The sequence below is a fragment of the Arthrobacter sp. MP_M4 genome, assembly GCF_035984855.1.
Lineage (GTDB): Bacteria > Actinomycetota > Actinomycetes > Actinomycetales > Micrococcaceae > Arthrobacter.
Window position 1 is genome coordinate 39,383 of sequence record NZ_JAXCHX010000001.1, and the last position, 21,733, is coordinate 61,115.

A 21,733-nucleotide genomic window follows, 5' to 3' on the forward strand; every position below is an offset into this window, starting at 1 on the left:
GCTAGGACTCGTAGTCTTCCACTTGCTCGACAGGGCGTGGCTGGGCGTCGTCCGGGTTTTCCCCGTACTGCCGCTTGGCCCTGCGCTGCCGCAGGAGGTCCCAGCACTGGTCCAGATCCTCCTCAATGCGCTTTAACCTGGCGTGCTCCGGGCCGTGTTCGTAGTCCTGGGCGGCAGACGGTGCCTTTTCGCGGAGGACTTGCTCTTCCTCCACCAGCGCCGAAATCCGTTCCAAGAGGTGTTGTTCGTCCATGGCGGCCTTCTTCCTGGGTAGCAATCTTCCCGCCAGAGTAGCGACGCAACGATCCGCTGGCCAGAGGACCTTTCGTTGGCAGCAAGATCAGACGCCAACGATATAATCAGCTTGCTTATTAGTTTGTTGCTTTCTACAGTGGATCCCGGTAAGACATCAATCTTTCCGGTGCAGGATCCCGCTGGCGCGAGCGCCGCCGGCTCCGTCCGGATACTCAAGGAGGAACCATGTCAGAGCACAACATTGCCGGTAAGAAGGTCGCCTTCCTGCTCACGGACGGCGTGGAACAGGTAGAGCTGACCAGCCCCTGGGACGCGGTGAAAAAAGCCGGCGGCGAGCCCACCCTGGTGGCCCCCAAAAGCGGGAAACTGCAAGGCTATGACGGTACCGAGAAAGGCCAGGAGTTCGACGTCGACCTGACCGCCGCCGAAGCCAACGCTGCTGACTTCCACGCTCTGGTGATCCCCGGCGGTGTTGTCAACGCCGACCACCTCAGGGTCGACAAGGATGCACAGGCATTCGCCCGCGCCTTCTTCGAACAGCACAAGCCGGTCGCTTCCATTTGCCACGGCCCCTGGCTGCTGATCGATGCCGGCGTGATCAGTGGCCGGAACGTCACCTCGTACCACACGCTCCAGACCGATTTGAAGAACGCCGGTGCCACCTGGAGCGACGAGGAAGTCGTCGTGGACCAGGGCCTCGTGACCAGCAGGACCCCTGATGACCTCACGGCCTTCAATGACAAACTGCTTGAAGAAATCGAAGAGGGCGAACACGCCGGACAAACGGCCTGACTACCTGCCTGCCGCAGCCCGGCCGTGCGTCCGCAGCACCTACCCCGCTCGGAGGATTTGGGGCAGGATACCCCTGTAACGTGCACAGCCCCGCCGTACCACGGCATTCCGGCCGGCACCCAGCTGCAAGGAGTCCAGGCGATGACCACACTCAACCCCTACCTGAGTTTCCGCGACAACGCCAAAGAAGTCATGAGCTTCTACCAGTCGGTCTTCGGCGGCGAGCTGAACATGAGCACTTTCGGCGACTACCACGCCAGTGAAGACGCCACCGAGCAGGACAAGATTATGCACGCCATGCTGACCACCAGTCATGGGATGGTGCTGATGGGCGCGGATACGCCGAACGGCATGGCCTACACGCCCGGCAGCAGCATCTCGGTCTCCCTCAGCGGCACCGACGAAGCCGAGCTGCGCGGCTATTTCGACAGGCTGGCCGACGGCGGAAAGGTGACCGTACCCATGGAGAAGTCTCCCTGGGGAGATGTCTTCGGGATGTGCACCGACAAGTTCGGCACCGACTGGCTCGTCAACGTCGGTTCCGAGCCGGGTCAGGAGGGCGGCGCGGGCTGAGCTTCCGCCCGTCCCTCGCCCCCCTGTCCCCGGTCCACGCCTCTGGCCCAGGGCCGGGGACCGGCGTATGCTCCCACCATGGGCCAAGATCCGGTGGTGTCGAATCCCGGCTTGTACCGGGTGGTTTTCGAGAACGAGCGCGTCCGTGTGCTTGAATACCGTGACCGGCCGGGGGACAGGACCGTCGAGCATACCCATCCGGACAGCGTCATGATCACTCTGACGTCCTTCCGCCGCCGGCTGTCCGGCCATGGGGACGCTGTCGACGTCGACATCCCGGCCGGGGCAGCCCGCTGGCTCAAGGCCCAGGAGCATTCCGGCGAGAATATTGGTGACTCGGAAACGCACACCATGTTCGTCGAACTCAAGGAGCCTGGTGCTGGTGCTGGTGCTGGTGCTGGCGACGGGGTGGTGTTGGGTCCGTCAACCAGCTGAGCGGAGTTCGGGTTGCCGGTCCCACCGGCGGCCCGCCGTATTCCCCTCCTTCGCCGGCCCGGTTATCCTTGGAGCGGCCCGGACGCAGCACACGTCGGGCCTTCGAGTCCGCCCCAGAGAGGCACGCCATGACTGAAAAGCTTCACCTCACGCCGGAGGACGAGTTCCCTGAAGACCTCAACGAGGTGGATGATAAGGAATTGCAGGTCCTGGACAGCCAGGTCCAGCGGCAGCTGGATCACGAGTATGTGGCAGACGGCGAACCGAACCCGGAGACCGAGTTCCGACACTACGAGCTCGATGAGGAATTCAGCCAGCGGGACGAACGGCACGACTGACAGATCAACTGTCAGTATGCTTAGTAGGCGCTGACAGTCGCGCAGCCCGTATGAGCCGAACAGAAATGAGCCACCATGAGCAGACCCGAGCGGCTTGAGATCGAGGTCGCAGGGCATCTGGGCCACGTGTTCGTCTCCAAGAGACCTGCCCCGGAAGATGCACCACGCCCGGCCATCGTGCTGGTCCACGGGATCGGCGTCTCGCATCGCTACCTCAGCAGGCTCCAAAGGGTGCTGGCGGACTCGGCGGATACCTACTCCATCGACCTGCCCGGCTTCGGCTCCACCCCGCGGCCGGACCACACCCTCTCCGTGCCGGACCACGCCACCTACATCCTCGGGGCCCTGGAACAGCTCGGCGTCCTGAGATTCGCGCTCGTCGGACACTCCATGGGGAGTCAGTTCGCAATCGACGCCGCCCTGCAGCAACCCGAGCGTATTACCCAGCTGGTCCTCATGGGGCCCGTCGTCGATGCCAAGCGCCGGACCGTTGCGCAGCAGGCCCTGGCCCTCGGGCGGGACAGCCTTTTCTTCGAGAGTCCGTCCTCGAACCGTCTGGTTCTGACCGATTACGTCCGCTGCGGCCCCACCTGGTATATGAAAACCCTGCGGGTCATGATGGGCTACCCCACCGAAGAGCGGATCACGGATGTCACAGCACCGGTCCTCGTCATCCGAGGAGCCAACGATCCCGTCGCCTCCGAGGACTGGTGCAGGCGGCTAGCCGGACGCGCAGCCACGGGTCGGCTCGTCGAAGTCAAGGGTACCGGTCACGTAGTGCAGCACACCCGTTCACAGGAAGTGGCAGAAGCCATCCTGGACTTCGCCGGCATCAGCCAGGCAGCGGAGGATGCCACCCGGATGGGCCGCGCGTGACAAGCATGCTGCAAACCGGGCGCTGGTGGCTTCAGGACTACATCTACGCAGCTGGACGCCAGCTTCTGAGCGCCGTGTCCCGGACCAGGCCCGATGATTTCCTCAGCGGAACCGGGCGGCCGGTGGTGGTGATTCCGGGAGTCTACGAGGACTGGCGCTTCATGCTGCCGTTGGTCAACCGGCTCCACCAGGCAGGCCACCCCGTGCATGTGCTGGGCCTGTTGCATCGGAACCGGCTCGCCGTTCCGAAGGCCGCGGACCTGATTGCCGCCTACATCCGGGACCGCGACCTTTCCAACGCAGTGATCGTGGCCCACAGCAAGGGCGGGCTGATCGGCAAGTTCGTGATGATGCAGTTGGACCCGGAGCACCGGATCACCCGCATGGTGGCGGTGTGCTCGCCGTTCTCCGGCTCCCGTTACGCCTCCTTCATGCTGCTGCCAAGCCTCCGGGCATTCTCCCCCCGGAATGCCGTGACCATGCAACTCTCGCGGGAGGAACGCGTCAATGAGCGCATCACCTCCGTCTATGGAATCTTTGACCCGCACATCCCCGAGGGCAGCGAGCTCCCCGGCGGCCGGAATATCCAGCTAGACACTGCCGGGCATTTCCGGATCCTGGCCCATGAGGACACGATCCGGACCATTTTGGACATCGCAGCCGCGCCGTAGCGGGCGATCGTCCCGAACCTAGGCGTCGAAGTGAGTCCTCGCCGGGCCCTTGCCGAGCGATTCGACCACCCCTGCCGCCACCAAATGCACCTTGATGCTCCGCGCGCTGGAAGCGGCCTTGAGGAGTTGGAAGGCCTCGGCCTGGCTGCAACGGTTTTGGTCCATAATGATGCCGACCGCCACGTCAATGCCGGTTCGTGTCTCCAGAGTCGCTTTGAGGTTCGCCGCCGTGTCACTTATGTGCGCAAAACGTACCGCCGGATCGCGGATGTGGACGGTCTCCTGTTCCCGGGACGCTGTTACGCACGGGCCGTCGCCATAGGTGTACCGGATTTCGTCCATGGCCTGGGCAGCTGCGTTGCTGCTGGCCACCGTCGCGCCCTTCCGGTGCCGGAAGAGTGTGATGCCGCAGAGGATGTCATCGCCGGGCTCGGAGAGGCTGCTGGCGGAAACCCGTGCCAATTCGCGGAGGAAATCCTCGACGTCGGAGCTTGCTGCAAAACGGTACCGGAAGACTATATACAGCAGGCTCCCGCGTTCCTCACCCGCCCCACCCTTGACAGGCGCGGGCGGGAAACCGTCCGGCGGTCCGGCTGTGGACGTACCCTTGGACATAACCCGACGCTTGAACGGAAACTCCATGCCACAGCTCGAGACCAGGGAACCGGCCTCCCAGCCTCTCGCGATCACCGACGCCGCGCACCGGCCGGCGGAGGAGGTGCTCGAACGGCTCGGAGTGAGCACGGACGGCCTCAACAGCGCCGAGGCCGCCCGGCGCCTCGAGGAGCTGGGGCCCAACGCGGTTCGTACCCACCAGGCCAGCGGATGGTCCGTTCTTGGCCGGCAACTGCGCAGCCCCATCCTGATTCTGCTCCTCATCACGGCCGGACTTTCGCTGTTTCTGGGCGACGCGACGAATTCGATCGTGATCGGCGTGATCCTGCTGGTCAGCGTCGGCCTCGGGTTCAGCAACGAATTCCGTGCCGAACGCGCCGCGGAAGCGCTGCACTCCCGCGTAACCCACCGCGCCGTCGTGGTGCGCGACGGAACACCCGAGGAAGTGGACGTCACCTCCCTGGTTCCCGGCGACGTCGTGCACCTGGCCATCGGCGCGGTCATCCCGGCTGACATGCGGCTGCTGAGCGCGAAGGACCTGCTCTGTGATGAGAGCATTTTGACCGGGGAATCCATGCCGGTCAGCAAGGATCCCGCCCGGGTACCCGGCGCGGCGGCGCTGGGGGATCTGGCGTCCTGTCTGTTCATGGGCACCGTCATCCAGGCCGGAAGCTGCACCGGCGTGGTGGTTTCCACCGGCGGACGGGCCGAATTTGGTCGGATCGCCCTGGGCCTGGGCGAGCGCCAGCCCCAGACCGAATTCCAGCTTGGCCTGCAACGCTTCTCGTACCTGCTGCTGCAGGTGGCGGTGGGCCTCACGTCCCTGATCTTCATCGCCAATCTGCTGCTGCAGCGGCCCATCATCGAGTCCCTGCTGTTCTCCCTTGCGATCGCCGTCGGGATCACGCCGCAGCTGCTGCCCGCCATCGTCAGCACGAGCCTGGCCACGGGAACCCGGCAGCTGGCCAAGCGCAAGGTCCTGGTCAAACGCCTGGTCTGCATTGAGGACCTCGGTGACATGGACATCCTGGTGACTGACAAGACCGGAACGTTGACAGAGGGGCGGATCAGTTTCACTGCGGCCCTGCCTGCCGGCCCCGGCGCTTCCGCCGGGGAGCTGCTGACCCTGGGGCTCCTCGCCACAGAAGCTGACTACGCCCAATCGCAGGGGTCGCCGGTGGGTCTGAACCCGCTCGACGCGGCGTTGTGGGCGTCTACCGGCGCGGCCGCTTTCGCGCCCGCCCGGTATGAGCGCCTCGACGTCATCGACTTTGACCACCTGCGGCGGCGGACCAGCGTGCTGGTCAGCGAAAAGGGAGCGGCGGCCCGGATCATCACGAAAGGGGCGCCCGAGGACGTCCTGGCCCTTTGCATCGGCACACCGCCCGGCGTGCAGGCCATGCTGGATGAACAGTTCGACGCCGGATCCCGGGTGGTTGCCGTCGCCGCCCGGGCAGCCGATGGCCTGGCCGCGATCAGTCCCGCCGACGAAAAGGATCTGGTCCTGGCCGGTTTCCTCATCTTCCTGGACCGGCCCAAGGCCAATGCCCGGGTGTCCCTGGACCGGCTGGGGGAGCTGGGCATCACGGTCAAGATTGCTACCGGTGACAACGCCAAGGTGGCGGAAAAAGTCTGCGACGAACTCGGGGTGCTTTCCGGCGGAACACTCACCGGCGCCGCGGTCGAGGCCATGTCAGATCCGGAACTGGCTGCCGCGGCCCGCGAGGCCAGCATCTTCGCCCGTGTATCGCCGGAACAGAAAGCAAGGATCATTCGGCTCCTGCGGCTGAGCGGGGGGTCGGTCGGCTTTATGGGCGACGGCGTCAACGACGCACTGGCGCTGCATGCGGCGGACATCGGCATCTCCGTCGACAGCGCCACCGACGTCGCCAAGGATGCCGCCGACGTCGTGCTGCTGGACAAGGACCTAGGCGTCCTGGCGGAAGGGGTGATGGAGGGCCGGCGGATCTTCGCGAACACCATCAAATACGTGCTGATGGGAACCTCCAGCAACTTCGGCAACATGTTCAGCGCTGCCACTGCCTCCGTGGTGCTGAGCTTCCTGCCGATGCTGCCCGGGCAAATCCTGCTCAACAACCTGTTGTACGACGCCGGCCAGCTCGCCATCCCGGGGGACCGGGTGGACAAGGAACAGCTCCTGGCACCCTCGCACTGGGACATCAGCTTCATCCGGCGTTTCATGTTCCTGTTCGGTCCAATCAGCTCGCTGTTCGACTTCGCCACGTTCGCCCTGATGTTGTTCGTTTTCGACGCCGTGCCGGGTGAGTTCCGGGCCGGCTGGTTCATCGAGTCCATCGTCACGCAGACGCTCATCATCTTCGTGATCCGGACCCGACGGGTGCCTTTCTTCCGCAGCAGGCCCTCGCCCGGCCTGGTGGGCGCCTCCCTCGGCGTTGTGGCCTTGGGCGTCTACCTTCCGCTTTCGCCGTTGGCCGGTGTGCTGGGCTTTGATCCCCTGCCTGTCCCGTTCTTCCTCGCCCTGCTGGGGATGGCCGCGGTGTACCTGGTGCTCGTTGAACTGGCGAAACTCTGGTTTTACGCCCGCGCCGCGCAGCAGCCCGTTTCGCCCCGGATCGCAGGAGTACGGCGCCGCGGTAAGACGCACACCATCGCGCGCCGGGCAGCACGTTTCAGCACGGCGAGGTCCAGCCCTCTCCTCCTCAACCGGGGCCCGGGGCGGCACGGCCGAATCCGGGCACAAAGGCCCTCACATCCCCGGGGCTCCTGACAGATAGTGGGAGGGAGCGGCCACCTGGTCAATTTCCCAGCCTGCGGAGCGCATGGCTGGATGTGACGCGGCCGACGCCCCGAATGGAAAGCCATTGTCATGAGCATCTTCGAAGACAGGGTCGACGCCGGCCGGCAACTCGGCCGGCGGCTCGCGGGCCTGCGGGGCCAGGACATCGTGGTCCTGGGACTGCCCCGCGGCGGAGTCCCGGTCGCCTCCGAAGTCGCTGCGGCCCTCGATGCGCCCCTGGACGTGATCGTAGTTCGGAAGCTGGGCCTTCCCTACCAGCCCGAGCTCGCCATGGGAGCGGTCGGTGAGGGCGGCGCCCGGGTGCTTGAAGAACAGGTGCTGGCCCGCGCGGGAATCAGCGAGGCGGAGCTGCAGGCCGTCGAAGACCGCGAACGGGCGGTACTGGAATCCAGGGTGGCCCGGTTCCGGAAGGGCCGCTCGCGGCAGGACCTGACCGGGCGTATCGCCGTCATCATCGATGACGGGATCGCCACCGGATCCACGGCCAGGGTAGCCTGCAGGGTCGCCAGGAAACTCGGCGCGGCGCGGGTGATCCTCGCCGTCCCGGTCGCCCCCGCCGACACCCTCAAGCGCCTGAGCGGTCCGGATGAGATTGTCTGCCTCGCCACCCCGGACCCGTTCACCGCCGTCGGGTATCACTACCGAGACTTCGCTCCGACGGAAGATGACGAGGTAGTCCGGCTTCTCGACACTGCGGCCAAGCGGCTGCAGAGTTCGCCGGTGGCATCCCGGAAGGCCGCCGCGGCCGGTACCCGGGGCGCTGCGGAGTTCGACGAGGAGGTGGAGATTCCGACGCGCGGGGTTCGTCTTCGGGGCCAGTTGCACCTTGCGGCCCCGGCCCGGGCCGTGGTGCTGTTTGCGCATGGCAGCGGCAGCAGCCGGCACAGCCCGAGAAACCGGTACGTGGCAGGCGTGCTGCAGCAGGCCGGGCTCGGTACGCTGCTGCTGGACCTGCTGACGCCGGTGGAGGAGCGCAACCGCGCGAATGTCTTTGACATTGAGCTGCTGGCCCGCAGGCTGTCCTCGGCCACTGGCTGGCTCGCTGCCCGGCCGGACACGGCACGCTGCGCAGTGGGCTACTTCGGGGCCAGCACGGGAGCCGGTGCCGCGCTTTGGGCCGCCTCCGAACCAACCGCCAGAGTTGACGCCGTCGTCTCCCGCGGCGGCCGCCCCGATCTGGCCGGTCCCCGGCTCTCCTCCGTCAGGGCTCCCACCCTTCTCATTGTGGGAAGTTACGACCACGACGTGCTGGAGCTCAACCGCAAGGCGAAGTCGGTGCTGCGCTGCCCCAATCAGCTGGCCGTCGTCCAGGGCGCCACGCACCTGTTCGAAGAACCCGGGACGCTGGCCGCGGCTGCCATTCTTGCCCGGGACTGGTTCGTCGACTACCTTCTGCACGCCAAAACCAGCAACAAGGAGTAACTCCATGGGCTACACCTATACGGCAGCCGTCCCGCTGAGTTGGAAAGACGCTCTGGACAAGGCCCGGGCCGCACTTGCCGCCCAGGGATTCGGGATCCTCTCGGAAATCGACGTGCGCGCCACCTTCGCCGCCAAACTCGGCGAAGACGCTGCGGAAGCCTTGGGCGACTACGTCATTCTCGGGGCCTGCAACCCGATGCTGGCCAGCCGGGCATTGGCGGCCGAACCGGAAATGGGGGCACTCCTGCCCTGCAACGTGGTGGTCCGGCGCGGCACCGGCGCCAGCGAAACGACGGTCCACGCCATCGATCCGCAAACCATGGTGCAGTTCAGCGACACCGCCGTGGTCCGGGAGGTGGCGGAGGACGCCGGCACCCGGTTGCGCGCGGTCATTGCCGACCTTTCGGGGGTCCGCTGACCAGTCAGACCCCGTGCACCCTCCGGTGTCCGCCGGTGCGGTGGCGGTACGCGTAAATGAGCAATGCTGCCCCGGCGAGCACCAGGAGCGCCGGAACGAAGAATTCGCTCGCAGTGATCAGCGCCGAAGCCTGCAGGGCGAAAAGCAGCCCCATCATGGCCAGGACCGATGCCGGGATCAGCGGCCACTTCATTCTGGTTGATTCCGTCGCCGCGGACTGGTCGGGCAGGAGGTTCTGCTGTTCCGGTCCGGGGCGGGGACCCGGCCGGACGGGAACGAGGGAGAGCGCCGCGAACGTGGCGGCCAGGCCCAGGAAGAGGACTGCGGCAACCGGCATGCCTTCCCAGTTCTGCGGGAGGGCCACCACCACCGAAAGAGTCAACATCACGCCGCAGGGGATCAGTGCCCACCAGTTGGAGCGCTCGCGGACGTAGACCGCGCCGAAGCCCGCACCCATGAAGAGAAACAGAAAAGCGCCGGCCCAGTCGGCCGCCGCGGCCGGCCAGAGCAGGGCAATCAGGATGACCGCCGCGAGGCCCAGGAAGACGGAGCCGGGGATCGCAGCCCACCAGTTGTCCCGGCCGCGGAAGAACACAATGATGAAGGCAGTCCCGGCTGCAGCGAATATCAGCGGCCACACCAGGGCGGCACTGTCGAGGACTCCGAGCAGGTCCAGTAACAGCAGGACACCGGCCGCCATCAGTGCGAGGCCTGCGGAGATGGTGGTTTTCGGTGATTTCACCGGTGCCTCCCGGAATCTTGCGGACGACGGGGTCCGCCCACGGACTTTGAGACCGGGGCGATAGCGCCTTCGGGGTGCAACTCGAGTCGCCCCAGGTGCAGCCCACCCAGGACCAGGAAGAAGGCGGACAGCAGGACCGAGGACCAGAGGGACACCGCCGATACGGGGATGTTGAAGAACGGCTTAAACAATTCCCCCAGGACCAGGGAGAAAATCAACGTGAAGCCCAGCAGATACAAGGCGGGCATTAACACCAGTCCCGGCCAGCGGCCGCGGAACGTCAGGACAGCAAGGATGAGGAACGCCGGCATGATGAAACACAGATCAAGGATGAAAACGGAGTACAGCGAATCGATCTGATCACCGGTCCGCATCAGCGGCAGCAGCATGCTGATCCACAGCGGATAGAAGATGGCCGGCTGCAGGAGCGCGCCGGTGGCGGACAGGATCCGCACACCTTTGGGCAGCTGGGCGCGCTTCGGGCCCTCGGCCCGGAGGTCCAACGCCGTGTAGAGCATGGCCCAGAAGGACAACGCAAAGATTGCCAGATAAACGAGGTAGAAGCCGTTGTAGGTCCGCTCCATGGAGTAGATGCCGTAGGCGTAGAACAGATAACCCATAATTCCTAAGGCCACCACGTGCGTTTTGGGCTGCCCCCGCCGGACGGTCACCGCCAGGCACAAGAGGGCAACGCCGGCAACAGCCGACATCAGGTCCTGGGATACCGCGCCGGGCAGCAGGTCCACGGCGACGACACCCCGGTAGATCTCCGGCAACAGCAGGCCGGACAACGCAGCAGGGAGGGTCAGGACACCGGTGGCTATCCAGAGCGCCCGCACCGGCAATGGGCTACGGATCATGTTCCTGACCCGGGCGTGCCTGCTTGCTCGCCGACCACCAGCACCGGGCAATGCGCATGAGCCACGCAGGCTCCACTGACGGATCCCATCACCTGGGCGAGGAAACCGCCCCGGCCGCGGCGGCCCACCACTAGCAGCTGGGCGTTCCGGCTCTCCTCCACGAGGACTTTGGCCGGGGCCCCGAACTTCACGGTCCGGGTCAAGCCCTCCGGAACGGAGTCGCCGAAGGCACGTTCCAAGGACTCGCTCACCAGCCGTTTCGCCGTCTCTTCGAGCTGGGTTGTGGTGGGGGAGCTGTCCTCGGGCAAATGGGAGGCGAGGAAAAGATCAGAGGTGCCCAGGCAGGTGACCAGCTCCAGGGGTGCGTCGAGGCCCCGGGCCAGGCGCCCGGCGAGCCGGAGTGCCGTCGTCGAGAAATCCGAACCGTCCAAGCCCACGACTATCCGCTGATCAGCTTTCATGGGCCCAGCCTGCCCGCTGGACGCTGGCGCGCCTAGGGCCAAAAGTCACCCGGGGGTGTGCACGGCCGCCGGGCCCCTTTAGGGTGGAACAAGTGCCACACCGCACCACTACGCGAGGAGTACCAATGAGAGTTGCTGTAACCGGAGGAAGTGGAAAGCTCGGCCGAAGCGTCGTGCGACGGTTGGACGAAGACGGCCACGAGGTCACCAATCTGGACCGTACCGGAATCCGCGGCCACGGTTTCACGGAAGTAGACCTGCGCAACTACGGTCAGGTGCTGGATGTCTTCCTGGGACTGGAAGACCGGCATGCCGGGTTCGACGCGGTGGTCCACCTCGCTGCGATTCCGGCCCCCGGCCATGCACCGGACGCTGCGACCTTCGAGAACAACATGCTGGCCACCTACAACGTGTTCCAGGCGGCCCGCCGGGCCGGAATCCAGAAGATTGTCTACGCCTCCAGCGAGACGGTGCTGGGACTGCCGTTCGACGTCGACCCTCCCTACATCCCGGTGGATGAGGAATATCCTGCCCGGCCGGAAAGCACCTATTCCCTGGTCAAGCACCTGGAAGAACAAATGGCCATCCAGCTGACCCGGTGGGATCCGCAGCTCAGCATCACAGGGCTGCGTTTTTCCAACGTGATGGATCCGGAGGACTATGAGGAGTTCCCCGGCTTCGACGCCGATGCGAAGCTGCGCAAGTGGAACCTCTGGGGCTACATTGACGGCCGCGACGGTGCCCAGGCTGTGGCCCGTGCCCTCGAACACGGTGCGCCGGGGTTCGAGGCGTTCATCATCGCCAACGCGGACACGGTGATGAGCCGTTCCAGCGCTGGCCTCGCCGCCGAGGTGTTCCCCAACGTCAAGGTGGTCAAGGAGCTCGGCGAGCACGAAACGCTGCTCTCGATCGACAAGGCCAAACGCCTGCTGGGCTACGCGCCGGAGCACAGCTGGCGGAACTACCACCCGTTGCGCACCACCTCCACCGAAGACTGAACAGGAGTTCCATGAGACACCGCACCCTGGGCGCCAGCGGCGCCGTCGTTAGCAATTACGCGCTGGGCACCATGACCTTCGGCGCCGAGGCCACCGAGGAACAGTCCCACGCGATCCTGGACGCGTACGTGGCGGCGGGCGGCAACTTCATCGATACCGCAGACGTCTACTCCGCGGGCGTCTCGGAGGAGATCATCGGCCGCTGGCTCGCCGCGCGCCCGGAGGCACGGGACCGCGTGGTGCTCGCCACCAAGGGCCGCTTCCCGATGGGCCCGGGACCGAACGACGTCGGCACGTCCCGACGGCACCTGAACCGCGCGCTGGATGACTCGCTGCGCCGCCTCGGCGTGGAGCAAATCGACCTCTACCAGCTGCACGCCTGGGACCCTGTCACGCCCCTGGAGGAGTCCCTGCGGTTTCTTCACGACGCCGTGAGCAGCGGGAAGATCGCCTACTACGGCTTCTCCAACTTCCTGGGCTGGCAGCTGACGAAGGCTGTCCATCTGGCCCGCTCCCACGGCTGGAGCGCCCCGGTGACGCTGCAGCCGCAGTACAGTCTGCTCGTCCGCGAGATTGAGTCGGAAATCGTGCCGGCCTCGCTCGACGCCGGGATCGGCCTGCTGCCGTGGTCGCCCCTGGGCGGGGGCTGGCTCTCGGGGAAATACAAGCGGGACCAGCCGCCGACCGGAGCCACCCGCCTGGGGGAGAATCCCGAGCGGGGCATGGAGGCGTGGAAGGCCAGGAACGCGGATCCGCGCACGTGGGAGATCGTGGAGGCGGTGCACGACATCGCCGCACGGCACCAGGCCAGCGCCGCCCAGGTGGCCCTGGCCTGGCTGGCGGAGCAGCCGGCCGTGACCTCGGTGATCCTTGGCGTGCGCAGCACGGAGCAACTCGCCGACAACCTCGCGGCCGCTGACCTCGCCCTGACGGAGGGGGAGCAGAGGCGGCTCACGGAGGTGAGTCTCCCGCGCGTCGGCGTCTATCCGTACGGTCCAATGGCCCAGGAACAGCGGAGCCGCAAGATTACCGGCGGCCGCTAAAAGCGCAGCACGGGGCACGTCGCGTCCATCCGGCTGCCTCTGATGGGCGCGACGTGACCCCGCGTTGTGGTTTCAGGTGCTGGCTCCGGCGGCCGGCTGCTGATGGCTGGACCAGATGTGTCCCATCTCCTCGCTGGACTGCTCCACGATCCTGCTCATCGCCGCGTGTGCCGCGTTTGCTTCGCCGCGCTGGATGGCGCTGGCCACCTCGACGTGCAGCTGCAGCGCCTCATGGTGGGGCAGGTGCGGCATCAGGCCGTGCTCGGTGCGGCCGGTCAGGACCTCTGTCACCAGGTTGTGCAGCTGTGAAAACATCGCATTCCCGGAGGCTTGCAGTACGGCGGCGTGGAAGTCGATGTCGAGCCGGAGAAATTCGTCCTGGTCCCCGCGCTGGCCCGCTGCCCACAGCCGGGCGGCCTGGGAGACCAAATCGCTGCCGGCGTCCCAGGATGCGCGGCCCGCGGCCAACCGGGCGGCCTGAGGCTCTATCGCACCGCGGAGTTCATTGAGCGCCTGCAATTGCTCAAGCCTTCTGGAGGACGCAAGGCGCCAGCGGATGACCTGCGGGTCGTAGGCGTTCCAGGAGTCCTCCGGCTGCACCACCGTACCCAGCCTGCGCCGGGATTCCAGCATCCCTTTGGAGGACAGCACGCGGGTGGCCTCCCGGACCACCGACCGGGACACGCTGTACTGCGCCTCCAACTCGTCGAGGCGCAGGATCGAGTGCGGCGCCAGGGTCCCCTCGGCGATGGCGAGTCCCAGCTTCTGAACCAGCGCTGCATGCAGGTCGCCGGTGGACTCCGCCTTGGGGGTTTTCATAAATAAATCATACGGGTGGGCCGCAAGGGGTTGTTTAAGTCTGCTTTATTTCTCTAAGATCGCTTGCAGAGCAGATGTAAAGATGCATTTGCAGCCGGCTGGACAGTGACGCCAGCCCTGACTGAACCAAGGGAGTCGTAATGAAGCGACGTTCGATCCTGCAGTACGCGGCTGTCGCCGCGGCCCTGTCGTTGGGCCTGACCGCTTGTGGCGGAGGCGGCGGCAGCAGCGATGCCAAAGCCGCCGGCACCGTCCGGGTCACCCTCGCGAACCATGTCTGGACCGAAGGCATCAAGGCCGCCATTCCGGAATTCGAGAAGTCCAGCGGCCTCAAGGTCGAACTGACGCAGCTTGGCGAAGACCAGCTCTCGGACCAGTACAACGTCAAGCTCAACGCCGGCAGCGACGAGATCGACGTCATGATGTACCGCCCGCTGCAGGAAGGCAAGGCGTTCGCGAAGAACGGTTACCTCGCGGACCTGACGTCCAAGGTCTCCGCCGACTCCGGCTGGGACTGGAAGGATTACCAGGAGGGCCCGGTCAAGGCCAGCACGGTGGACGGCAAGGTCGTAGGCGTGCCGATCATCACCGAACGCGAGGTGCTCTACTACCGCAAGGACCTGCTGAAGGCTGCGGGCCTTGAGGTTCCCAAGACCATGGACGAGCTCGAAGCCGCCGCCAAGGCCATCAAGGCGTCCGCACCTGACACCGCCGGCTTCGTGGCGCGCACGGGAAAGTCCGCTGCGGTCACCCAGTTCTCCAGCTTCCTGTACAGCTTCGGTGGTGACTGGACCGATGACAGCGGCAAAGCCGCCGTCAATTCCGACGCCGCCAAGGAAGCCTATGCCTACTACGGCGGCCTGATCAGGAACTACGGTCCGGCCAACGTCAGCACCGACATGAGCTGGCCTGAGGCGATGGCAATCTTCACCCAGGGCAAGGCTGCCTTTTACACCGAGGCCGATTCGCTCTACAAGAACGCCACCGACCCGGCCAAGTCCAAGGTTGCCGATACTGTCGGGTTCGCGGCCCTGCCTGCCGGCCCGGCCGGTTCCAAGCCGTACAACATCCCCTCCTGGGGACTTGCTGTCAACCAGGCTTCAAGCAACCAGGACAACGCCTGGAAGTTCATCCAGTGGGCCACCAGCAAGGAACGCACCCTGGCGGCGCAGAAGGCCGGCGTCCCCGGGCCCCGCGCTTCGATCTGGGCCGACCCCGCTGGAACGTCCACGTACCCGAAGGACCTCGCCGAGGCCATCGCCGCCAGCGCCAAGAACGGCGTCGGCCATGACCGTCCCGAGGTTGTCACGGTGGGCAAGGCCCGCGAAATCGTCGGCGGCCCGATCGTTGATACCATCACCGGCGCCGACTCCGGCGCCGCCGCTGACACGGCCAACGAGGCATTCCAGAAGTTCCTGGACAGCGAAAAGAAGTAGCTTGCCCCGGCGCAGTCCGCGCCGCCCGCACCACCGCCCGGCAGGGCGGCGGCCCCACCGCCGCCCCGCCGGGCCAGCTCGTCACTTCACCCCCGACTCCTTAGGTGAACCATGTCTGTATTGACCCCACCCCGCAGCGCGCAGCCCGGGTCCCCGTCCGGCCGGAATGCCGGCGCCGGGTCCGGAGCCCGTGAGAACTTCTCCGCCTGGGCGAACCGGCACCGCAAGTGGCTGTTCGCCGCCCCCGCGATGATTTTCGTCGGTGTCCTCATCATCTTCCCGCTCGCCTGGACCCTTTATCTGAGTCTGACCGATTCGCAGGGCTCAGTACGGGCCGCGTCCGAGTTCGTCGGCCTGCAGAACTACCTCACGGTCCTCGCCGATGCGGAGCGGTTCTGGCCCGCCGTCGGACGTACGCTGACTTTCACCGGTGTCGCCCTGGTGTGCGAGGTGGTGCTGGGCATGTGCATAGCCCTGCTGCTGTGGCGCCCGTTCCGCGGTGAAAAATGGGTCCGTGTGGCCATCCTCCTGCCGCTTGTCGCCACCCCCGTGGCCGTCGGCATGATGTGGCGGCTGATCTTCGATCCGAACATCGGTTTCGCCAACCAGCTCCTCGGCATGATCGGCATTCCGCCGCAGCCGTGGCTCTCCGGCCAGGACACCGCCCTGGGCACCACCATCTTCATGGACGTGTGGCAGTGGACGCCCATGGTGGTGCTGATTCTGCTGGCCGGCCTGACCTCGTTGTCCGAGGAGCCCGATGAGGCCGCCAGGATGGATGGCGCCAACTCCTTCCAGCGCTTCTTCTACATCACGCTGCCGCTAATGATGCCGACCGTCATTGTGGCCATCCTGCTCCGGGGCATCGACGCCCTGAAAACCTTCGACATCCTCTACGCCACGAAGGGCAAGGGCGGCGGTTCCTTCCACGAGGTGGAAACCCTCAACGTGTACGCCTACGGCCTGAGCTTTGACTACAACCAGTACGGGCTGTCCTCCGCGGTGTTGATCCTGTTCTTTATGATCATCGTCGGCTCCATGTGGCTGCTGACCATGCGCAAGAAAGCGGTAAGCAAATGACCGTCCAGACCGAGGCCCAAACCGTCACCGCCGCCCGGCCCGCGCCGGCCCGCCGCCGGAAGCCGCTGGCCACCCGCGCGTACAAGGTCTTCCGCGTCGTAGCCCTGATCGCCGTGGTGCTGTTCCTGATCGCCCCGCTGATCTGGATGCTGCTGGCCTCCTTCAAGACGAACGTGGACATCTACGACACGGGCAAGGCGCTGCTCTTCACCCCCACCGCCGAGAACTACGCGAATGTGCTGCAGCGCAACAACTACTTCATCTTTATCTTCAACAGCTTCTGGGTAGCCTTTGTCTCCACGGTGCTGTCCCTGGTCCTGGGCGTCCCTGCGGCCTACGCGATGAGCCGCTTCACGATGCACCGCTCGGCCCTCGTGGTCCTGATGGCGCGCGTCATTCCCGGCGTCTCCCTGCTGGTGCCCTGGTACTACGTGTTCTCCAACCTGCGGATGGTCGGCGGCTTCGAGGTGCTGATCCTCAGCCACATGTTCGTTGCGCTCCCGCTGATCGTCTACATCATGATGAGCTACTTCGATTCGATGCCGCTGGAGCTCGAGGAATCCGCCCAGGTGGACGGGCTCACCCCGATCGGTGCCTTCCGCCGCATCACCCTGCCGCTCTCCATCGGCGGCATCGCCACCGCCGCCATCCTGTCCTTCATCTTCTCGTGGAACAACTTCATGTTCGCCCTGGTGCTCTCCGGCTCCAAGACCAAGACCCTGCCGGTCGCGATCTTCGACTTCGTCTCCTACGCCAGCATCGACTGGGGCGGGCTGATGGCGGCCGCCACGGTGGTTACCATCCCGATCATGATCATTGCGCTCTTCACGCAGAAGTACATCGTCTCCGGCATGACCGCCGGTGCGACCAAGGGCTAGGCGAGCGATGACACGCATCAGCAGGATTGAAACCTTCCTCGTCGCACCGCGTTGGCTGTTCGTCCGGATCGAAACCGACAGCGGGATCGTCGGCTGGGGCGAGGCCAGCTGCGAGGGCCGCAGCGAAACGGTCCGCACCGCCGTCCACCAGCTCGCCGAGCTCCTCATCGGCAACGATGCGCTGCGGATCGAGGACCACTGGCAGGTGATGACCAAGGGATCGTTCTACCGCGGCGGCCCCATCCTGGCCAGCGCCGTGTCCGGTCTGGACCAGGCCCTCTGGGACATTGCCGGCAAGCACTTCAACACACCCGTGCACCAGCTCCTGGGTGGCCACGTCCGGGACCGGATCCGGATGTACGGCTGGGTAGGCGGCGATGAGCCCAACGAGGTGGCCGACCAAATCAGCGCGCAGCTGGAGGTGGGGCTCACCGCCGTCAAGATGAACGCCAGCGGCCGGATGAGTCCCATCGCCTCGGTAGCGGAGCTCGACGGCGTCGTCCGCCGCGTCGCCGCCGCCCGCGAGGTGCTCGGGGACCACCGCGACGTCGCGGTGGACTTCCACGGCCGCTTCAGCCTGGCCAACGCCCGCCGGGTGGCGCCACTGCTGGAACCGTACCGGCCGTTCTTCCTGGAAGAACCCGTGGTCCCGGAAAACACCCATCTGCTGCGCGAGTTCACGTCCTCCACCACAACGCCGGTCTCCACCGGCGAGCGGCTTTACAGCCGGCAGGAATTTCTTCCCGCGCTGCAGGCGGGCATCGCCGTCGCCCAGCCGGACCTCTCGCATGCCGGCGGCATCACCGAGGTCCGCAAGATCGCCTCGCTCGCTGAAATTTACGAAGTCCAGCTGGCGCCACATTGCCCGCTCGGCCCGCTGGCCTTGGCCGCGTGCCTGCAAGTGGGGTTTGCCACGCCCAACTTCCTGATCCAGGAACAAAGCATCGGCATCCACTACAACCAGGGCGCCGAGGTCCTGGACTACGTGGTGGATAAGTCCCCGCTGGCATTCGTGGACGGGCACATCGAACGCCTGACCGGCCCGGGCCTCGGCATCGAGATTGACGAGGCCGTGGTCCGCGCCGCGGACAAACGCGGCCACGCCTGGCGGGGTCCCGTCTGGCGCCACCCCGACGGAGCCTTCGCAGAATGGTGAATCAGATGACCGAGAATCCCAGCAATGACCTGACGCCGGAAACCCTGCTGGCCGGTATCCGGGAAGCCCGGCTGGTCGCCATTGTGCGCGGCGCCGACGGCGGAGCAGCAGCGAAGGCGGCCCTCACGGCGATGGAGGAAGGCTTCCGCTACGTCGAAATCGCCCTGACCACCCCCGGCGCGCTGGAGGCCATCCACGCCGTCCGCGCCGCCGCGCCGGCCGGTTCCTTTGTCGGCGCGGGAACGGTGCTGACCGAGCAGGACGTGGACCACGTCACCGCAGCCGGCGGACAGTTCATCGTGACGCCGTCGCTGGCCAGCTCCATCCAGGAAGCTGCCCGCCTCGGCATTCCCGCCCTCGCCGGTGCCCTGACTCCAAGCGAGGCCTATGAGGCGATGAACCGGGGCGCCACCGCGGTCAAGCTCTTCCCCGCCTCCATCGGCGGTCCGGGTTACCTCAAGGCGCTCCGCGATCCCTTCCCCGGCATCCCGTTCATTGCCGTCGGCGGAGTCGGGTTGGATGAGGCGACGGGGTACTGGGAAGCCGGTGCCGTCGCTGTCGGCCTCGGCGGGCCGCTGTTCGGCGACGCCGGCTCTGGTGGTGATCTCGCCCCTGTCCGTGAACGGGCCCGCGCGTTCGTGGGACTGGCCGCGGACTTCGGCCGGCGGCCGGCCGCAGGGCACCCGAGGTGAGCGTCGACCTGCTTACCCTGGGCGAATCCATGGTCTCGCTGCGCTCCACCGGGCCGCTGTCCGCCGGAGGCAGCCTGGGCATGCACGTGGCTGGGGCGGAGTCCAACGTCGCCGTCGGCGTCGCCCGGCTCGGGCACAGCGTGGCCTGGGCCGGCGTATTGGGCGCCGACCCGCACGGCGAATTCATCCTGCGGCAACTGCGCAGCGAGGGCATCCGGATACACCACCGCGAGGACGCAGACCGCAGCACCGGAGTGATGTTCCTCGAACAGCGCACCGCCGATGTCAGCCGGGCCTTCTACTACCGTGCAGGGTCTGCTGGGTCCACGCTCAGCCGGGACGACGTCGATGCGGCCTTCCGGAACGGCGCCAAGGTCCTCCACCTCACCGGGATCACCGCAGCCCTCGGCCAGGACGCGCGGCGGGCCGTCGAGTACGCGGCCGCCCGCGCCGCCGGCGAAGGCCTGGAGGTCTCCCTCGACGTCAACTACCGCAGCAAGCTTTGGTCCCGGGACGAAGCACGCGCCGTCCTCGGTCCGCTGGCCCGACATGCCAGCATCCTGGTCGCCTCCGACGACGAACTCGGGCTGGTCGCCCCCGGCGGCACCTGCGCGGGAACGGGCGGAGACGCCGAAACGGCCATGGCCGCCGAACTGCTGGGCCGCGGAGTCCGCGAAGTCGTGGTCAAGCGCGGCGCCGCCGGCGCCGGGGTGCACACCGCCGGCGGCCGGTGGGAAACGCCCGCCGTGCCCGTCACCAGCATCGACACCGTGGGCGCCGGCGACGCCTTCACCGCCGGCTACCTCTCTGCCCTCCTCGACGGGGAGGACGTGGCCGGCCGGCTGCACCGCGGCGCCCTCGCCGGAGCTTTTGCGGTCAGCACGGCCGGCGACTGGGAGGGCCTGCCCCGCCGCCGTGAGCTCGCCCTGCTCGGGACCACCCCCGGCGGAACCACGCAACGCTGAAACACGCCGCCTCCACCTCCCCTCAGACCCACCCAGAAAGCACGGACCACCAGTGAACATCATTGCCGCAGAAGTGTTTGTGACCAGCCCGTCCCGTAACTTCGTGACATTGCGGATTACCACGGACGACGGGGTGACCGGCATCGGGGACGCCACCCTCAACGGCCGCGAACTCGCGGTCGCCGCGTACCTCAAGGAACATGTCGCGCAGCTGCTGGTCGGCAAGGATCCGCATCGGATAGAGGACACCTGGCAGTTCCTCTACCGGTCCTCTTACTGGCGCCGGGGCCCGGTCACGATGGCCGCGATCGCGGCCGTGGACATGGCGTTGTGGGACATCAAAGGCAAGGTGGCCGGGATGCCCGTCTACCAGCTCCTCGGCGGTGCGTCCCGGAACGGGCTGCGCGCCTACGGCCACGCATCCGGCGCGGATCTGGAGTCGCTGTTCGATTCAGTCCGCGAGCACCTGGAGCTTGGTTACAAGTCGATCCGGATCCAGACCGCGGTCCCCGGCATCAAGGCCGTGTACGGCGTCGCCGCCCAGGCGCAGGCCTCGGGGGAGCGCTACGACTACGAACCGGCCGGCCGGGGAACGTTCCCGCTGGAGGAGGACTGGGACACCCGGGCCTACCTGCGGCACCTGCCGACGGTGTTCGAAGCCGTGCGGAACGAGTTCGGCCCGGAGCTGCCGCTGCTGCACGACGGACACCACAGGATGACTCCGATCCAGGCCGCGAAGCTGGGCAAGGCGCTGGAACCATATGACCTGTTCTGGCTTGAGGACTGCACTCCGTCGGAGAACCAGGAAGCACTGCGTCTGGTCCGCCAGCACACCACCACCCCGCTGGCGATCGGTGAAATCTTCAACACCGTCTATGACTTCCAGAGCCTCATCAAGGAACAACTGATTGATTACGTCCGGGCAGCGTCCACACACTTTGGCGGAATCTCGCCGTTGAAAAAGGTGATGGACTTCGCGGCGCAGTACCAGATTAAATCCGGCTTCCACGGCCCCACAGACATCTCCCCGGTGGGCTTCGCCGCGCAGCTGCACGTGGGCCTGGCCATCCACAATTACGGCATCCAGGAATACATGCAGCACTCGGATGCGACCAATGAGGTCTTTGAGCAGTCCATGACGTTCGTCGACGGCTACCTGCATCCGGGCGAAACCCCCGGCATTGGTGTCGAATTCAACGAGGCCGCCGCCGCGGCCTACCCCTACCAGCAGGCCTACCTGCCCTACAACCGCCTGGTCGACGGGACGGTGCACGACTGGTGACCGTCACGATTGGTGACCGTTCACGCCTGGTCGACCGGGCACGATTGGTGACCGTTCCGCCCTGGTCGGGCCGGGCACCCCGCCGGTCAGCAGAAAGGTCCCGGGCGGGTTTCTCCGCCCGGGACCTGCTGCGCATGCGTCACGAAG

General features: G+C 66.3%; 24 protein-coding genes. 18 read left to right on the top strand and 6 right to left on the bottom strand.

Translation table 11 applies throughout. From position 1 onward, the window contains the following. Position 1: 1 nt before the first annotated feature. Positions 2 to 253, bottom strand: a complete 252-nt coding sequence (locus RCH15_RS00185) for a DUF2630 family protein (protein WP_326956855.1) — start codon at positions 251 to 253, stop codon at positions 2 to 4. A gap of 227 nt (positions 254 to 480) precedes the next feature. Here RCH15_RS00185 and RCH15_RS00190 point away from each other — a divergent pair, with 227 nt between their 5' ends. The 6 genes from RCH15_RS00190 (at position 481) to RCH15_RS00215 (ending at position 3,940) form a co-directional block, all read left to right on the top strand. After that, on the top strand, positions 481 to 1,047 hold the full coding sequence (locus RCH15_RS00190) for a type 1 glutamine amidotransferase domain-containing protein (RefSeq protein ID WP_326956857.1): 567 nt from the start codon (positions 481 to 483) through the stop codon (positions 1,045 to 1,047). Between the two features lie 141 nt (positions 1,048 to 1,188). Next, positions 1,189 to 1,620, top strand: a complete 432-nt coding sequence (locus RCH15_RS00195) for a VOC family protein (protein ID WP_326956859.1) — start codon at positions 1,189 to 1,191, stop codon at positions 1,618 to 1,620. A 78-nt stretch (positions 1,621 to 1,698) separates the two neighbouring features. Continuing rightward, entirely contained in the window at positions 1,699 to 2,055 is a 357-nt protein-coding gene (locus RCH15_RS00200) for a cytoplasmic protein (RefSeq protein WP_326956861.1), read from the top strand. A 128-nt stretch (positions 2,056 to 2,183) separates the two neighbouring features. Further along, the gene (locus RCH15_RS00205; RefSeq protein ID WP_326956863.1) at positions 2,184 to 2,393 is read left to right on the top strand and encodes a hypothetical protein; all 210 of its coding nucleotides are present in this window, start codon (positions 2,184 to 2,186) and stop codon (positions 2,391 to 2,393) included. A 75-nt stretch (positions 2,394 to 2,468) separates the two neighbouring features. Beyond that, the gene (locus RCH15_RS00210) at positions 2,469 to 3,269 is read left to right on the top strand and encodes an alpha/beta fold hydrolase (RefSeq protein WP_326956865.1); all 801 of its coding nucleotides are present in this window, start codon (positions 2,469 to 2,471) and stop codon (positions 3,267 to 3,269) included. Between the two features lie 5 nt (positions 3,270 to 3,274). Next, complete coding sequence (locus RCH15_RS00215; protein ID WP_326957695.1) at positions 3,275 to 3,940, top strand: esterase/lipase family protein; 666 nt, start codon at positions 3,275 to 3,277, stop codon at positions 3,938 to 3,940. Between the two features lie 18 nt (positions 3,941 to 3,958). Here the strand turns inward: RCH15_RS00215 and RCH15_RS00220 are convergent, their stop codons facing one another. After that, on the bottom strand, positions 3,959 to 4,555 hold the full coding sequence (locus RCH15_RS00220; protein WP_326956867.1) for an ANTAR domain-containing protein: 597 nt from the start codon (positions 4,553 to 4,555) through the stop codon (positions 3,959 to 3,961). Positions 4,556 to 4,580: 25 nt separating this feature from the next. Between RCH15_RS00220 and mgtA the strand changes: the two genes are divergently transcribed. From mgtA to RCH15_RS00235, 3 genes are all read left to right on the top strand, one after another. After that, positions 4,581 to 7,304: a magnesium-translocating P-type ATPase gene (gene mgtA / locus RCH15_RS00225; RefSeq protein WP_326956869.1), complete on the top strand. Its 2,724-nt coding sequence runs from the start codon at positions 4,581 to 4,583 to the stop codon at positions 7,302 to 7,304. Positions 7,305 to 7,403: 99 nt separating this feature from the next. Next, the gene (locus tag RCH15_RS00230) at positions 7,404 to 8,756 is read left to right on the top strand and encodes a phosphoribosyltransferase (protein WP_326956871.1); all 1,353 of its coding nucleotides are present in this window, start codon (positions 7,404 to 7,406) and stop codon (positions 8,754 to 8,756) included. A 4-nt stretch (positions 8,757 to 8,760) separates the two neighbouring features. Continuing rightward, positions 8,761 to 9,174, top strand: coding sequence for a DUF302 domain-containing protein (locus RCH15_RS00235; RefSeq protein ID WP_326956873.1), 414 nt, complete (start codon positions 8,761 to 8,763; stop codon positions 9,172 to 9,174). A gap of 4 nt (positions 9,175 to 9,178) precedes the next feature. Here RCH15_RS00235 and RCH15_RS00240 read toward each other — a convergent pair whose 3' ends face one another. From RCH15_RS00240 to RCH15_RS00250, 3 genes are read right to left on the bottom strand one after another with little or no spacing between them, the layout of a single operon-like run. Further along, positions 9,179 to 9,916 (bottom strand): hypothetical protein, encoded by a 738-nt coding sequence (locus RCH15_RS00240; protein ID WP_326956874.1) that lies wholly within the window; start codon positions 9,914 to 9,916, stop codon positions 9,179 to 9,181. Beyond that, on the bottom strand, positions 9,913 to 10,776 hold the full coding sequence (locus RCH15_RS00245; protein WP_326956876.1) for a hypothetical protein: 864 nt from the start codon (positions 10,774 to 10,776) through the stop codon (positions 9,913 to 9,915). The genes RCH15_RS00240 and RCH15_RS00245 overlap by 4 nt, the downstream gene beginning before the upstream one ends. After that, the gene (locus RCH15_RS00250; protein ID WP_326956878.1) at positions 10,773 to 11,237 is read right to left on the bottom strand and encodes a universal stress protein; all 465 of its coding nucleotides are present in this window, start codon (positions 11,235 to 11,237) and stop codon (positions 10,773 to 10,775) included. The genes RCH15_RS00245 and RCH15_RS00250 overlap by 4 nt, the downstream gene beginning before the upstream one ends. A gap of 125 nt (positions 11,238 to 11,362) precedes the next feature. Between RCH15_RS00250 and RCH15_RS00255 the strand changes: the two genes are divergently transcribed. Both RCH15_RS00255 and RCH15_RS00260 read left to right on the top strand, forming a co-directional pair. Then, the gene (locus RCH15_RS00255) at positions 11,363 to 12,235 is read left to right on the top strand and encodes an NAD-dependent epimerase/dehydratase family protein (RefSeq protein WP_326956880.1); all 873 of its coding nucleotides are present in this window, start codon (positions 11,363 to 11,365) and stop codon (positions 12,233 to 12,235) included. An 11-nt stretch (positions 12,236 to 12,246) separates the two neighbouring features. Beyond that, on the top strand, positions 12,247 to 13,278 hold the full coding sequence (locus tag RCH15_RS00260; RefSeq protein WP_326956882.1) for an aldo/keto reductase: 1,032 nt from the start codon (positions 12,247 to 12,249) through the stop codon (positions 13,276 to 13,278). Between the two features lie 72 nt (positions 13,279 to 13,350). On the opposite strand, the gene RCH15_RS00265 is transcribed toward RCH15_RS00260, so the two are convergent. After that, on the bottom strand, positions 13,351 to 14,097 hold the full coding sequence (locus RCH15_RS00265; RefSeq protein WP_326956884.1) for a FadR/GntR family transcriptional regulator: 747 nt from the start codon (positions 14,095 to 14,097) through the stop codon (positions 13,351 to 13,353). A gap of 140 nt (positions 14,098 to 14,237) precedes the next feature. Here RCH15_RS00265 and RCH15_RS00270 point away from each other — a divergent pair, with 140 nt between their 5' ends. From RCH15_RS00270 to manD, 7 genes are all read left to right on the top strand, one after another. Then, a complete protein-coding gene (locus tag RCH15_RS00270) occupies positions 14,238 to 15,533 on the top strand; it encodes an ABC transporter substrate-binding protein (protein WP_326956886.1) in 1,296 nt (431 codons plus the stop codon). Between the two features lie 111 nt (positions 15,534 to 15,644). Continuing rightward, complete coding sequence (locus tag RCH15_RS00275) at positions 15,645 to 16,613, top strand: carbohydrate ABC transporter permease (RefSeq protein ID WP_326956888.1); 969 nt, start codon at positions 15,645 to 15,647, stop codon at positions 16,611 to 16,613. Beyond that, positions 16,610 to 17,491, top strand: coding sequence for a carbohydrate ABC transporter permease (locus tag RCH15_RS00280; RefSeq protein ID WP_326956890.1), 882 nt, complete (start codon positions 16,610 to 16,612; stop codon positions 17,489 to 17,491). Before RCH15_RS00275 ends, RCH15_RS00280 begins: the two co-directional genes overlap by 4 nt. A 7-nt stretch (positions 17,492 to 17,498) precedes the next feature. Next, entirely contained in the window at positions 17,499 to 18,647 is a 1,149-nt protein-coding gene (dgoD, locus tag RCH15_RS00285; protein WP_326956892.1) for a galactonate dehydratase, read from the top strand. 5 nt (positions 18,648 to 18,652) lie between these two features. After that, a complete protein-coding gene (locus tag RCH15_RS00290) occupies positions 18,653 to 19,339 on the top strand; it encodes a bifunctional 4-hydroxy-2-oxoglutarate aldolase/2-dehydro-3-deoxy-phosphogluconate aldolase (RefSeq protein WP_326956893.1) in 687 nt (228 codons plus the stop codon). Next, positions 19,336 to 20,304 (top strand): sugar kinase, encoded by a 969-nt coding sequence (locus RCH15_RS00295; protein ID WP_326956894.1) that lies wholly within the window; start codon positions 19,336 to 19,338, stop codon positions 20,302 to 20,304. The genes RCH15_RS00290 and RCH15_RS00295 overlap by 4 nt, the downstream gene beginning before the upstream one ends. Positions 20,305 to 20,356: 52 nt before the next feature. Then, positions 20,357 to 21,586: a D-mannonate dehydratase ManD gene (manD, locus tag RCH15_RS00300; protein WP_326956896.1), complete on the top strand. Its 1,230-nt coding sequence runs from the start codon at positions 20,357 to 20,359 to the stop codon at positions 21,584 to 21,586. The last annotated feature ends 147 nt before the right edge of the window (positions 21,587 to 21,733 follow it).